Source organism: Bradyrhizobium sp. SZCCHNR1015 (assembly GCF_032489875.1).
GTDB lineage: Bacteria > Pseudomonadota > Alphaproteobacteria > Rhizobiales > Xanthobacteraceae > Bradyrhizobium.
In genome coordinates, this window is sequence record NZ_JAUEYW010000015.1 from 124,994 (window position 1) to 137,093 (window position 12,100).

At 64.3% G+C, this 12,100-nt stretch carries 15 protein-coding genes; 13 read left to right on the forward strand and 2 right to left on the reverse strand.

Features of this window, described 5'->3' with window-relative positions; translation table 11 throughout:
- Window positions 1-75: 75 nt before the first annotated feature.
- Together QX128_RS24990 and QX128_RS24995 are read left to right on the forward strand one after the other, a co-directional pair.
- A complete protein-coding gene (locus QX128_RS24990; protein ID WP_316238798.1) occupies window positions 76-1,194 on the forward strand; it encodes a DUF2336 domain-containing protein in 1,119 nt (372 codons plus the stop codon).
- Window positions 1,195-1,224: 30 nt separating this feature from the next.
- The gene (locus QX128_RS24995) at window positions 1,225-1,449 is read left to right on the forward strand and encodes a hypothetical protein (RefSeq protein WP_316238799.1); all 225 of its coding nucleotides are present in this window, start codon (window positions 1,225-1,227) and stop codon (window positions 1,447-1,449) included.
- 30 nt (window positions 1,450-1,479) lie between these two features.
- On the opposite strand, the gene QX128_RS25000 is transcribed toward QX128_RS24995, so the two are convergent.
- Window positions 1,480-2,160 carry a TetR/AcrR family transcriptional regulator gene (locus tag QX128_RS25000; RefSeq protein ID WP_315801217.1) on the reverse strand — a complete coding sequence of 227 codons (681 nt, stop codon included), beginning with the start codon at window positions 2,158-2,160 and terminating at the stop codon, window positions 1,480-1,482.
- 257 nt (window positions 2,161-2,417) lie between these two features.
- On the opposite strand from QX128_RS25000, the gene QX128_RS25005 reads away from it, so the two are divergent.
- The 7 genes from QX128_RS25005 (at window position 2,418) to cynS (ending at window position 9,228) form a co-directional block, all read left to right on the forward strand.
- The gene (locus QX128_RS25005; protein ID WP_315801216.1) at window positions 2,418-2,960 is read left to right on the forward strand and encodes an OsmC family protein; all 543 of its coding nucleotides are present in this window, start codon (window positions 2,418-2,420) and stop codon (window positions 2,958-2,960) included.
- 33 nt (window positions 2,961-2,993) lie between these two features.
- Window positions 2,994-4,115, forward strand: a complete 1,122-nt coding sequence (locus QX128_RS25010) for an acyl-CoA dehydrogenase family protein (RefSeq protein ID WP_316238800.1) — start codon at window positions 2,994-2,996, stop codon at window positions 4,113-4,115.
- 49 nt (window positions 4,116-4,164) lie between these two features.
- Window positions 4,165-5,040 (forward strand): sulfurtransferase, encoded by an 876-nt coding sequence (locus QX128_RS25015; RefSeq protein WP_316238801.1) that lies wholly within the window; start codon window positions 4,165-4,167, stop codon window positions 5,038-5,040.
- A gap of 96 nt (window positions 5,041-5,136) precedes the next feature.
- Complete coding sequence (locus QX128_RS25020; RefSeq protein ID WP_316238802.1) at window positions 5,137-6,522, forward strand: CmpA/NrtA family ABC transporter substrate-binding protein; 1,386 nt, start codon at window positions 5,137-5,139, stop codon at window positions 6,520-6,522.
- Between the two features lie 178 nt (window positions 6,523-6,700).
- On the forward strand, window positions 6,701-7,540 hold the full coding sequence (gene ntrB / locus QX128_RS25025) for a nitrate ABC transporter permease (protein ID WP_316215927.1): 840 nt from the start codon (window positions 6,701-6,703) through the stop codon (window positions 7,538-7,540).
- Window positions 7,541-7,786: 246 nt separating this feature from the next.
- The gene (locus QX128_RS25030) at window positions 7,787-8,692 is read left to right on the forward strand and encodes an ABC transporter ATP-binding protein (protein ID WP_316238803.1); all 906 of its coding nucleotides are present in this window, start codon (window positions 7,787-7,789) and stop codon (window positions 8,690-8,692) included.
- A gap of 47 nt (window positions 8,693-8,739) precedes the next feature.
- Window positions 8,740-9,228: a cyanase gene (gene cynS / locus QX128_RS25035; protein WP_315779742.1), complete on the forward strand. Its 489-nt coding sequence runs from the start codon at window positions 8,740-8,742 to the stop codon at window positions 9,226-9,228.
- A gap of 67 nt (window positions 9,229-9,295) precedes the next feature.
- Here the strand turns inward: cynS and QX128_RS25040 are convergent, their stop codons facing one another.
- Window positions 9,296-9,619, reverse strand: a complete 324-nt coding sequence (locus tag QX128_RS25040) for a DUF1476 domain-containing protein (protein WP_316238804.1) — start codon at window positions 9,617-9,619, stop codon at window positions 9,296-9,298.
- Between the two features lie 310 nt (window positions 9,620-9,929).
- Here QX128_RS25040 and purC point away from each other — a divergent pair, with 310 nt between their 5' ends.
- The 4 genes from purC to purQ are packed head-to-tail and all read left to right on the forward strand — an operon-like array spanning window position 9,930 to window position 12,098.
- A complete protein-coding gene (gene purC / locus QX128_RS25045) occupies window positions 9,930-10,697 on the forward strand; it encodes a phosphoribosylaminoimidazolesuccinocarboxamide synthase (RefSeq protein ID WP_016843454.1) in 768 nt (255 codons plus the stop codon).
- 13 nt (window positions 10,698-10,710) lie between these two features.
- Window positions 10,711-10,953: a phosphoribosylformylglycinamidine synthase subunit PurS gene (purS, locus tag QX128_RS25050; RefSeq protein WP_316238805.1), complete on the forward strand. Its 243-nt coding sequence runs from the start codon at window positions 10,711-10,713 to the stop codon at window positions 10,951-10,953.
- 17 nt (window positions 10,954-10,970) lie between these two features.
- Window positions 10,971-11,387, forward strand: a complete 417-nt coding sequence (locus QX128_RS25055) for a hypothetical protein (RefSeq protein WP_315801207.1) — start codon at window positions 10,971-10,973, stop codon at window positions 11,385-11,387.
- A gap of 9 nt (window positions 11,388-11,396) precedes the next feature.
- On the forward strand, window positions 11,397-12,098 hold the full coding sequence (gene purQ, locus QX128_RS25060; protein WP_315801206.1) for a phosphoribosylformylglycinamidine synthase subunit PurQ: 702 nt from the start codon (window positions 11,397-11,399) through the stop codon (window positions 12,096-12,098).
- Window positions 12,099-12,100 lie beyond the last annotated feature (2 nt).

Genomic DNA, 12,100 nt, shown 5'->3' on the forward strand with positions numbered 1-12,100 from the left:
TTACGGAACGCTCGGGTTCGAACGGTATGATCTGCGCATTGCCCTTCCATTGTTGCAGCGGTGCGGCCTTTCATCATGAACGAAACCAGATCGGTGTTGCGGGACCTCGAGGATGCGATCGCGCGGGGGACCGCCGACAGCCGGGAGCGCGCGCTGTGGCATGCGACCGACCTGCTGATCGCGGGACGGTACTGCGAGGAGGAGATCGCCACCTTCGGCGAGGTCATCGGCCGGCTGGCCGACGAGATCGAGGTCGAAGCGCGCGCCAAACTCGCCGATCGCCTCGCCAGGATCGAATATTCACCGGCCAGCGTCATCCGCAAGCTCGCCTTCGACGACGAGATCTGGGTCGCCGGCCCGGTGCTGCGCGAATCCGAGCGGCTCGATGACGCCACCCTGGTCGAGAACGCCAGCACCAAGAGCCAGGACCATCTGCTCGCGATCGCCGAACGCAAGACCTTGAGCCCGGCGGTGACCGACGTGCTGGCGACGCGCGGCAACCGCGCCGTCGCCACGGCGGTGGCGCGCAACCAGGGCGCTCAGTTCTCCGGCGCCGGCTTCCTGCACATGGTCAAGCGGGCCGAGAACGACTCGATCCTCGCCGAGCATCTCGGCCGCCGGCTCGACATCCCGCGCCATCTGTTCCAGCAGCTCATCGCCAAGGCCTCGGACGACGTCGGCAAGCGGCTGGCCGGCGAGCGCCCTGAACTGCTCGGTGAAATCCACAGCTCGGTCGCCAACATCGCCGGCGACCTGCAGTCGAAGTTCGGGCCCGGCTCGCGCAACTACTTCGTCGCCAAGCGCACCGTGACGATCCAGCACCGCCTCGGCAATCTGCACGAGAGCACCATCGCCAGCTATGCGACGGCGCACAAGGTCGAGGAGGTGACGATCGGCCTCGCGCTGCTGTCGGGACTGCCGGTCGACGTCGTCGAGCGCGCCTTGTTTGACCGTAACCGCGAGATGCTGCTGATGCTCGCCAAGGCGCTCGGCTTCACCTGGGATACGATGATGGCGCTCGCCTTCCTCGGTGCCCGCGAACATCGCATCACGGCCGGTGAATTGCAGGAGCTGGAGCGTGACTATGCCAAGCTCCAGTCGCAGACGTCGCGCAGCGTGCTCGAATTCTATCAGTCCCGCAAGAATCCGGGCAAAGGCGGCAAGGCGTCCACGCCGCGCGCGGCGGCGTATTGAACCTGCAGCGATGGACGGAGGTGATCGCGGATGAACGGCACGGAACTCCCTCTTCGCAGAGAGCAGCGGCTCGGCCATCGCGAGACGCCTGCGGACCGCGCGGCGGCCGATGCGGCCTGGCATGTACTCGAAGCGGCCAACGAGCTCGGTGATGAGGCTGCGGTCGCGGCCTGCCGCCGCGTCATCGATGCCAGCCTCAACGGCGCGTGCGCAGACCGGGCCGACCTGAAGCTGGTGACGGAGTATTTCCGCTAATCCAGACGCTCGGTCGCGGAGCAGGGCGGCTCACGCCGTCGCGAGCTGCGGGTTTGCCTTGCTGTTGCGCTGTGCCGCCTTCAGCTTCGCCGGCTCGATCAGCGCCTTCGCGGCCAGGCCGGCCGTGTCCGCGACCTCGGGATTGCGTGACACCATTGCCGCCACGATCGCGCCGTCGATCAGCAATGCGAGCTGATGCGAGAAGCTCTCCGGCTCGGCGGCGCCCATCTCGCGGGCGAGCCTCTCGATATGCGCCAGCACCACCTTCTTGTGGCGCATCGCGATGGTGCGAAACTGCTTCTGATCCTTGTCGTGCTCGCCGACCGCATTGATGAAGGGGCAACCGTAGAAGCGCTCCTCGCCGAACCAGCTCTTTAGCGCCGGAAAGATGCGTGCCAGCTTGGTCTCGGCGTCACCGCCGCCGCTCTCCATTTCCGCGATGAACCATTCGCGCCACTGCTTGCCTTCGCTTTCGAGCACGGCGGTGACCAGCGCGGTCTTCGATCCGAACAGCTTGTAGAGCGTGGTCTTCGCGGTGCCGGCCTCGCTGATGATCGCATCGATGCCGGTGGCATTGATTCCGTTCTTGCAGAACAGCCGCGTGGCGGCGCCGAGCAGACGGCCGCGCGCGGATTCGTCATCGCCGGCCGCGATCGTCCTCGCGATCGCCTGCTTCTTGCCGGTTTGTTTGCCCGCAACTGACTTTGCCATACCTGCAAGCTTAATCGCTGTGCGCGTGAGTCAGCAAGACCGCTGACGTGCGCGAGGCAGCGTTGCGCGCAATTTGATCTCCGAGGGCGGCATTCTGCACCGCGCTTGGGCAGCGGAGGGGACGCAGCGGGTCGCCGCTTGCCGCGATGATCGCGTAAGCCGCGAGGATCACTCCGGCTTTTGATTTTCGGCCTCTCTGGCACGCTTCGTGCAGGATACAGACCGTTCGGTATCCTCATCCCAGGGAGAGAAATGAGATGACCGCTGTGGTTCAGAAGACGGCGCTGACGGGCTGCCTCGCGCCCATCGACAGAGGTGGGCTCGAGCAGCTCATCGTCAACGGCAAGGCCAACCCCAAGGTCATCAAGACCCTGAAGTGCAAGACCGTCGCCGAGGGCAAGTTCCGCCACGCCAACTACATCCGCAACCTCGCGCCCTACATCGTCGACGAGCCGCCGGGGCTGCTCGGTGACGACACCGCGCCCAATCCGTCGGAAGCCTCGCTCGCCGCGCTCGGCTCGTGCCTGGCCGTCGGCCTGCACGCCAATGCGGTGCATCGCGGCTGGATCGTCAACAAGCTCGAGCTGGAGCTCGAGGGCGATCTCAACATCACCGCAGTCTGGGGCACCGGCGACGTCAGCGAGAAGCCGGTCGGCTTCACCGACGTCCGCGTCAAGGTCGACATGGAGTGCGAGGGCATTCCGCAAGAGGAGGTCAAGGCGCTGATCGATCACGTCAAGAAGTGGTCGCCGGTCGCCAACACGTTTACCCGCCCCGTCAATCTCGAAGTCGGAATCTGATCGGCCGAGGGCCTGCGAGTAGCGGAGGACGTCATGGGTTCACTCGGACAGCATCTGGCAGTCGACAGCGCGGGCGTGATGCCCGTGCCGTCGACCGTGGAGCAGGTCACGGCGATCGCGCGCAAGGAGCTCGCGCCGCTGGCCTCTGGCATCGACGCCGGGACGGTGTACCCGGCCGACGTGCTCCGCCGCTTCGGCGAGGTCGGCGCGTGGAGCAGCCACGTGCCGGACAATGGCGCGGCGGATCTCAACTGCGCGATCGACGCCATCGGCGCGATCGGCGAGGTCTGCGGCGCCTCTGCCTTCATGGCGTGGTGCCAGAACACGCTGGTCTGGTACATCGCCAACTCGCCCAACAAGGCGCTCGTCGACCGTCTGCTCGACGACGCCGCGAGCGGCCGGTTGCTCGGTGGCACCGGCTTGTCGAATCCGATGAAGAGCTTCTTCGGCATCGAGAAGCTCAAGCTGAAGGGCCGCAAGGTCGAGGGCGGCTACGTCGTGCGCGGCGTGCTGCCCTGGGTCTCGAACCTCGGACCGGACCACATGTTCGGCACCATCTTCGAGCGTGAGGACGCGCCGGGCGAGATCGTGATGTTCATCGCCGACTGTTCCGATCCGGCGGTGACCCTGCAGCCATGCCAGCCGTTCCTGGCGATGGACGGCACCGGCACCTATGGCATCCAGTTTCGCGACCTGTTCGTGCCGGACGAACTGATCCTGGCCGATCCCGCCGGTCCCTTCGTCAAGAAGATCCGCGCCGGATTCATCCTGCTGCAGGCCGGCATGGCGCTCGGCCTGATCAAGGACTGCATCAAGATCATGCAGGAGGTCGAGGCGCCGCTCGGTCACGTCAACCGCTATCTGCCGCAACAGCCGGTCGACTTCAGCGCGCTCGCCGACGAGCTCGCACGGGAGACCGCCATCCTCGCCAGCGATCCGTTCAACACCGACGAGACCTACTGGCGCAAGGTCGTCGCGCTGCGCCTGCGGGCCGGCGAGGCCAGCGTCGCTGCGGCTCATGCCGCGATGCTCCATTGCGGAGCGCGCGGCTACCTCAAGGGCAATCGCGCCGAACGTCGCCTGCGCGAGGCCTATTTCGTCGCGATCGTGACTCCCGCGACCAAGCAGCTCCGCAAGATGCTCGCCGACGGCTGACGCCGGCGAGAACGGCAAACAACGAAGTTTAGACCAGGAGAGGCCTGCCATGACGGACGTTCTGATTACTGCCGGCGAACTCGCCGAGTTCATCAAGACCGAGCCGTGTGTCGTGATCGACACCCGCAATCCCGATGCCTATGCCGCGGGACATCTTCCCGGCGCGGTCAACGTCCACGAGATCTTCACCTATCTCGCGACGTCGACCCCGGAAGGCATGGAGGAATTGAAGACGAAGTTTGCCGACGCGTTCGGTGCCGCCGGCCTGTCGGGCGCGGAGACCGCCGTGGTCTACGAGCAGTCGATGAACTCCGGCTTCGGCCAGTCGTGCCGCGGCTATTTCCTGCTCACGATGCTCGGCTATCCCAAGATCAAGGTGCTGCATGGCGGCTACGACGCCTGGGTCGCCGCCGGCACGCCCGTGACGACCGACGTGCCGTCGCCGGCGAAGGCATCGTTCAGCATCGTTCCGGAGGCGGGGAGCATCCTGATCGACGCCAAGGCGATGCTGGCCGCCGTCGGCAATCCCGCGATCGCGATCCTCGACGTCCGCGATGTCGACGAATGGATCGGCGATTCCTCCTCGCCCTACGGCAAGGATTTCTGTCCGCGCAAGGGCCGCATCCCCGGTGCCGTCTGGCTCGAATGGTACCGCATGATGAAGCCGACCGGAGAGGGGCCGCGCTTCAAGTCGAAGGACGAGATCCTCGCCGAATGCGCCACCGTCGGCATCACCGTCGACACGCCGGTGTATCTCTACTGTTTCAAGGGCGCGCGGGCCTCGAACACCTTCCTGGCGCTGAAGAACGCCGGCGTGAAGGATGTGCGGATGTACTTCGGCTCGTGGAACGAGTGGTCGCGCGATCCGTCGCTGCCGATCGAGGAAGGTCTTCCGATGCCGGCGATGACCAGCAAGGCGGCATAGAAGCTGCATGTTGAGCACGTCCGGCCGCTGAAAAACGCGGCCGGATGAGCAGTTCGAAGGCGCTGATAGCGCAGGTGTGACAAAGGGGCGCAGCACATGTCGATTTTCGATGATCCGTTCGATGCCGATTCACGCGTGAATGCTGGTTGTATCTGCGGCCAGCATCGCAGCCCGGCCGAACATGAGCACGCCATGCTGGCGCTGCGCTGCGAGCCCGTGGCGGAGTCCACCGAGAAGCGCTACGAGAACGTGGTCGCGTCCGCCGTGCTGCGCGCGGTGTTTCCGCAAGCTGCCACCCGCCGCGCGTTCCTGAAGTCGGTCGGCGCCGCCACCGCGCTCGCTGCCGTCTCGCAATTCTTTCCGCTGAAGACGGCGACTGAAGCTTTCGCCGAAGCGGGCGCGCCGGAGAAGAAGGATCTCAAGGTCGGCTTCATCCCGATCACCTGCGCCACGCCGATCATCATGGCAGCGCCGCTCGGCTTCTATGCTAAGGCCGGGCTGAACGTCGAGGTCGTCAAGACCGCCGGCTGGGCCGTGATCCGCGACAAGACCATCAACAAGGAATACGACGCCTCGCACATGCTGGCGCCGATGCCGATCGCGATCTCGCTCGGCCTCGGTGCACAGCCGATCCCGTTCACCGTGCCCGCGATCGAGAACATCAACGGGCAGGGCATCGTGCTGGCGATGAAGCACAAGGACAAGCGTGACCCGAAGGACTGGAAGGGGATGAAGTTCGCCATTCCGTTCGACTATTCGATGCACAATTATCTGCTGCGTTACTATCTCGCCGAGCACGGCATCGATCCCGACACCGACGTGCAGCTGCGCTCGGTGCCGCCGCCGGAGATGGTCGCGAACCTGCGCGCCGACAACATCGACGGTTTTCTCGCGCCTGACAACATCTGCCAGCGGGCGATCTTCGACGGCGTCGGCTTCCTGCACGTGCTGTCGAAGGAGATCTGGGACGGTCACCCCTGCTGCAGCTTCGCGGCGAGCCGCGAGTTCATCACGACGGCGCCGAACAGCTTCGCGGCGCTCACCCGCGCCATCGTCGATGCCACCGCGTACGCGTCGAAGGCCGAGAACCGCAAGCAGATCGCGGAGGCGATCGCTCCGGCGAATTATATCAATGCGCCGGTGACCGTCATGGAGCAGGTCTTGACCGGCACCTACGCCGATGGCCTCGGCGGCGTGAAGACCGATCCGAAACGCGTCGATTTCGATCCGTTCCCGTGGCAGTCCTTCGCGGTGTGGATGCTGACACAGATGAAGCGCTGGGGGCAGATCAAGGGCGACGTCGACTACAAGGCGGTCGCCGAGCAGATCTATCTCGCCACCGACACCCGCAAGGTCATGACCGACATGGGCCTGACGCCGCCGAAGGACTCCTACAAATCGTTCTCGGTGATGGGCAAGCCGTTCGATCCGACCAAGCCGGACGACTACGTTGCCAGCTTCAAGATCAAGAAGGCGTCGTGATGGGAGCGATGGGCACGCTGCCGGCCACACCACCGGTGTCGTCCTCGCGAACGCGGGGACCCATACGCCGTAACCTGGCTTGTGGCAGGAGCAGTAGCGACAATCTTATCCATCCATTGATTTCGGTGGTTATGGGTCCCTGCGTTCGCAGGGATGACGCCGGTGGTGGAGCGACGGCATGACCGCCTCACTTCGTCTGCGCGCCGCCGTCGTCTCAATCGTGCTGCTCGCCGTCTTCCTCGGCGCCTGGCACATCGCCACGCGCAGCACCGGCACGGCTGCCAACATGAGCCCGGAATACGCCAAGCTGATGGGCATGACCGCGACGCAAGGCAAGTCGGCGATGCCCGGGCCGCTCGATGTCGGCGCCAAGCTGTGGGAGCATCTCCGGCGGCCGTTCTACGACAATGGCCCGAACGACAAGGGGCTTGGCATCCAGCTCGCCTTCTCGCTGGGGCGGGTCATGCTCGGCTACCTGATCGCGGTCGCGGTCGCGATCCCGCTCGGCTTCCTGATCGGCATGTCGCCCTTGATGAGCAAGGCGCTCGATCCGTTCATCCAGATTCTCAAGCCCATCTCGCCGCTCGCCTGGATGCCGCTGGCGCTCTACACCATCAAGGATTCCAGCCTGTCGGCGATCTTCGTGATCTTCATCTGCTCGGTCTGGCCGATGCTGATCAACACCGCCTTCGGCGTCGCCAGCGTGCGCAAGGAGTGGATCAACGTCGCGCGCACACTTGAAGTCGGGAATTTCCGCCGCGCCTTCACGGTTATCCTGCCGGCTGCGGCGCCGACGATCCTCACCGGCATGCGGATCTCGATCGGCATCGCCTGGCTCGTCATCGTCGCCGCCGAGATGCTCGTCGGCGGCACCGGCATCGGCTACTTCGTCTGGAACGAGTGGAACAACCTCTCGATCACCAACGTGATCATTGCGATCCTGATGATCGGTCTGGTCGGCATGATGCTCGATCAGATCCTGGCCCGTGTCGCGCGGCTTGTGACGTTTCCGGAGTAGGGGGATGACGGTCGTGATCCCAAGCAGAGCGGCCGTCTTACCTCTCCCCGCTTGCGGGGAGAGGTCGGATTGCATCGTAGATGCAATCCGGGTGAGGGGGTACAGGTCCATCCACGGACACTCCCGGCGCGTGTGCCCCGAATCATCTCTTTCCATAGGCACCTTTCGTGCGGCTGCCCCTCACCCCAACCCTCTCCCCGTGAAGAACGGGGAGAGGGAGCGCACCGTCCTCGCGGAGTCTGCTCGATGACCTCAGACAAGTTCATCTCCATCGAGGGCATCGCCAAGCGCTACGACGGGGCGCGGAGCACGACGATCTTCGAGAACCTGTGGCTCGCGATGGCGCGCGGCGAGTTCGTCTGCGTGATCGGGCATTCCGGCTGCGGCAAGACCACGGTGCTGAATGTTCTTGCCGGCCTCGACGCACGGAGCGAAGGCGCCGTCATCGTCGACGGCCAGGCCATCGAAGGCCCGAGCCTCGACCGCGCGGTCATCTTCCAGAGTCATGCGTTGCTGCCATGGCGGACGGTGCTCGGCAATGTCACCTATGCCGTCTCGTCGAAATGGCGCAAATGGGATCGCGCCAAGGTCAAGGCGCATGCGCTGAAATATATCGAGCTGGTCGGGCTTGCCGGCTCCGAGCACAAGCGTCCCTCGGAGCTGTCCGGCGGCATGAAGCAGCGCGTCGGCATCGCGCGGGCGCTGTCGATCACGCCGAAGATCATGCTGATGGACGAGCCGTTCTCCGCGCTCGATGCGCTGACGCGCGGCACCCTGCAGGACGAGGTCCGCCGCATCTGCGTCGAGACCGGGCAGACCGTGTTCATGATCACCCACGACGTGGACGAAGCGATCTATCTCGCCGACAAGATCGTGCTGATGACCAACGGTCCCGGCGCGGTGCTGGCGGAGATCGTCGAGAACCCGCTGCCGAAGGACCGGCTGCGCGGCGACCTGCATCGTCATCCGCTGTACTACGCGCTACGCAATCACATCATCGATTTCCTGGTTAGCCGCAGCAGGACCTTCACTGCCGAGACGCCGGATCACGACCCGCGCAAGGTGCCGGTGGTGAAGATCGGGCGCACCGAGCCGGCGATCGTAGCGTCCAAGCCGGTCGAGAGCGATACGCCGCTGGCGGTCGCCCGCTGAGGCACGGAAGAAACCCATCAACGAAGATCCATCAAGGGAGACCAAGCATGAAGCGATCCGACCTCACCGAGAAGCTGCTCGACATCAAGCGCGAGAAGGGCTGGAGCTGGAAGTACATCTGCGAGACGATCGGTGGCTATTCCGAGGTGCTGATCGTCGGCGCCATTCTCGGCCAGATGAAGCTGACCAAGCCGCAGGCCGCCAATGCGGGCGAGCTGTTCGGCCTGTCGAAGTCCGAGATCGCGATGCTGAACGAGACGCCGATGCGCGGCGAGGGCGTGCAGATGCCGCCGACCGATCCCCTGATCTATCGCTTCTACGAGCTGGTGATGATCAACGGCCCGGCGTGGAAGGAGCTGATCCAGGAGGAGTTCGGCGACGGCATCATGTCGGCGATCGATTTCGACATGGTGATGGAGCGCCTGCCCAATGCCAAGGGCGACCGCGTCAAGATCACGATGTCGGGCAAGTTCCTGCCGTACAAATATTACGGCGCCAGCGGCAACGTGCCGGAGTACGGTTTCAAGGAAGAATAGGCGAATAGGGAGTGGCGAATAGGGATCTTCTTGCCCTATTCGCTACTCGCCATTCGCAACTCGCCCGTTATTGTCCCGCCTTGACCTGCGCCACGGCGGTCGACAGCAGATCGCTCATCTTCGCGCGCACGTCCGCCTCGGTGACGGCGGCGCCCTTGGCGTTGAGGTCTCCCAGCACCTTGCGCAGCACGTCGGCATCGCCCGCTTCCTCGAAATCGGCCGCGACGACCTCCTTGGCGTAGGCGTCGGCGTCAGCGCCGGACTTGCCGAGCTTTTCGGCGGCCCACAGGCCGAGCAGCTTGTTGCGGCGGGCTTCTGCCTTGAACTTCAATTCCTCGTCATGGGCGAATTGCTTCTCGAAGGCGTCCTCGCGCTTGTCGAACGTGGTCATGGTCGGAACTTCCAGTGTTGCCGAAGAGGGTTAACCGCGCAGGCGGTTGCGGGGCGGTGGCCGCACGCCTAAATAATTGGAACATCTTGCCAATACAACGGGTACGAGGCCGCAGGGAAGGGCGGTAAAACTCCGCCCCCGAGGTCTGGATCGATTGTGCTCGGGACACCAATGAGATAGGTTTCCCACAGGCCCGGTTCCTGTTCTGTTTCCGTCCGTCCGGGCCCTCGCGGCAGCTCCGTCGTGGTCCTGTCCAAAGTCATCCGGAGCCCACCATTTCATGGATTTCAACAAAACACGGTACATCCCAATGAGCCGTCGGCGTCGCATTTATGAAGGCAAGGCCAAGGTCCTGTACGAAGGCCCCGAGCCGGGCACCCTGATCCAGCACTTCAAGGACGACGCCACCGCCTTCAATGCCAAGAAGCATCAGGTGATCGAAGGCAAGGGCGTCCTCAACAACCGGATCTCGGAGTACCTGTTTCAGCACCTCAACGACATCGGGGTCCCGACTCACTTCATCCGCCGGCTCAACATGCGCGAGCAGTTGATTCGCGAGGTCGAGATCGTCCCGCTCGAGGTCGTCGTGCGCAACGTGGCGGCGGGCTCGCTGTCGCAGCGCCTGGGCATCGAGGAAGGCACCCAGCTGCCGCGTTCGATCATCGAATTCTATTACAAGAACGACCAGCTCAACGACCCCATGGTGTCGGAGGAGCACATCACCGCGTTCGGCTGGGCGACCCCCCAGGAGATCGACGACATCATGGCGCTGGCCATCCGCGTCAACGACTTCCTGACCGGCCTTTTCCTCGGCATCGGCATTCGTCTGGTCGACTTCAAGATGGAGTGCGGCCGGCTGTTCGAGAACGAGATGATGCGGATCATCGTCGCCGACGAGATTTCCCCCGATTCCTGCCGGCTGTGGGACATCAAGTCGAACGAGAAGCTCGACAAGGACCGCTTCCGTCGTGATCTTGGCGGCCTTCTGGAGGCCTATACCGAGGTCGCCAAGCGGCTCGGCATCCTCATCGAGAACGAGCGTCCGGCGGGCTCCGGCCCGGTCCTGGTCAAGAGCTAAAAGGGATAAAGACGTGAAAGCGCGTGTCACGGTGACGCTGAAATCCGGCATCCTCGATCCGCAGGGCAAGGCGATCGAGGGCGCCCTCAAATCGCTCGGCGTCAACGGCGTCGCGTCCGTGCGCCAGGGCAAGGTGTTCGACATCGAGCTCGCCGGCGCAGACATGGCCCAGGCGGAGGCGGCCCTGAAGGCCGCCGCTGACAAGCTGCTCGCCAACACGGTGATCGAGAATTACCGGGTGGAGCTGCTGGGGTAGGGCGCTGAGGGGGAGACATGATCCGCCGAAACGAAGTCAGACTGGGCGTCGCGGCAGTTGGTCTCCTTCTATCGGTATCGATGGCGAGCGCAGCGGCTCCGGTCACTATGGACGGATGGCGCTACACCGCTGGACCGAACGGCCTGCATGTCTTCGTATGCGCACGTGTCGACTGTGTGCCTGGGTCTCGGCTTGTTTGCCAAAGCAAGCCGCCCCATTCGGCGCTGCTTCCGGGCATCCTGCGCAAGTGGGATGAGATGGCCGCTGAGCTCTCGGGCGAGCCGCCCGAGGTGCGAACGACGAGCCACAGACTCTCCGGTATCGTCGACAGCGCTACATCACAATACGTTTTGATCAGTTCGTCGAACGACGAATACGCCAGCCGAGCCAATCTCGCGCGATTCGAGAAGGCTCTGCAGGAAGCCAGCAAATAGGTCGCAAGCATGAAATCCGCCATCCTCGTCTTCCCCGGCATCAATCGCGAGCGCGACATGGCGCGCGCGCTGCGCATGATCTCCGGCCATGAGCCGGCGATGGTCTGGCACGCCGAGACGTCGCTGCCGAAGGGCACCGATCTCGTCGTCGTCCCCGGCGGCTTCTCCTATGGCGATTACTTACGCTGTGGCGCGATCGCGGCGCGGGCGCCGGTCATGGACGCGGTGCGCGATCACGCCGCCAAGGGCGGCCTCGTGCTCGGCGTCTGCAACGGCTTCCAGATCCTGTGCGAGTCCGGCCTGCTGCCGGGCGTGCTGATGCGCAACGATAAGCTGAAATTCATCTGCAAGGACGTGCATCTGCGGGTCGAGCGCTCGGATTCTCCGTTCACCCGCGGCTACAATGCGGGACAGGTCATCCGCGTGCCCGTCGCTCACGGCGAGGGCAATTATGCGGCCGACGAGGAGACCTTGAAGCGGCTCAATGGCGATGGGCGCGTGCTCTATCGTTACTGCTCGGCCGATGGCGAGGTTGGCGACCTCAGCAACATCAACGGCGCTGCGCATTCGATCGCCGGCATCGTCAACGAGAACGGGAATGTGCTCGGCATGATGCCGCATCCCGAGAATCACGTCGAAGACATCATGGGCTGCACCGACGGCCGTGGCCTGTTTGCCGGCCTCGTCGCCCATCTCGACCGCGCGGCCTGACG

What these genes read in the sequence shown, in the direction of transcription:
- QX128_RS24995 (WP_316238799.1), top strand. Translation starts at nt 1,225, where the DNA reads ATGAACGGCACGGAACTCCCTCTTCGCAGAGAGCAGCGGCTCGGCCAT.
- QX128_RS25005 (WP_315801216.1), top strand. Translation starts at nt 2,418, where the DNA reads ATGACCGCTGTGGTTCAGAAGACGGCGCTGACGGGCTGCCTCGCGCCC.
- purC (WP_016843454.1), top strand. Translation starts at nt 9,930, where the DNA reads ATGAGCCGTCGGCGTCGCATTTATGAAGGCAAGGCCAAGGTCCTGTAC.
- QX128_RS25040 (WP_316238804.1), bottom strand. Translation starts at nt 9,619, where the DNA reads ATGACCACGTTCGACAAGCGCGAGGACGCCTTCGAGAAGCAATTCGCC.
- QX128_RS25055 (WP_315801207.1), top strand. Translation starts at nt 10,971, where the DNA reads ATGATCCGCCGAAACGAAGTCAGACTGGGCGTCGCGGCAGTTGGTCTC.
- QX128_RS25010 (WP_316238800.1), top strand. Translation starts at nt 2,994, where the DNA reads ATGGGTTCACTCGGACAGCATCTGGCAGTCGACAGCGCGGGCGTGATG.
- QX128_RS25015 (WP_316238801.1), top strand. Translation starts at nt 4,165, where the DNA reads ATGACGGACGTTCTGATTACTGCCGGCGAACTCGCCGAGTTCATCAAG.
- cynS (WP_315779742.1), top strand. Translation starts at nt 8,740, where the DNA reads ATGAAGCGATCCGACCTCACCGAGAAGCTGCTCGACATCAAGCGCGAG.
- QX128_RS24990 (WP_316238798.1), top strand. Translation starts at nt 76, where the DNA reads ATGAACGAAACCAGATCGGTGTTGCGGGACCTCGAGGATGCGATCGCG.
- QX128_RS25020 (WP_316238802.1), top strand. Translation starts at nt 5,137, where the DNA reads ATGTCGATTTTCGATGATCCGTTCGATGCCGATTCACGCGTGAATGCT.
- QX128_RS25030 (WP_316238803.1), top strand. Translation starts at nt 7,787, where the DNA reads ATGACCTCAGACAAGTTCATCTCCATCGAGGGCATCGCCAAGCGCTAC.
- QX128_RS25000 (WP_315801217.1), bottom strand. Translation starts at nt 2,160, where the DNA reads ATGGCAAAGTCAGTTGCGGGCAAACAAACCGGCAAGAAGCAGGCGATC.
- ntrB (WP_316215927.1), top strand. Translation starts at nt 6,701, where the DNA reads ATGACCGCCTCACTTCGTCTGCGCGCCGCCGTCGTCTCAATCGTGCTG.
- purQ (WP_315801206.1), top strand. Translation starts at nt 11,397, where the DNA reads ATGAAATCCGCCATCCTCGTCTTCCCCGGCATCAATCGCGAGCGCGAC.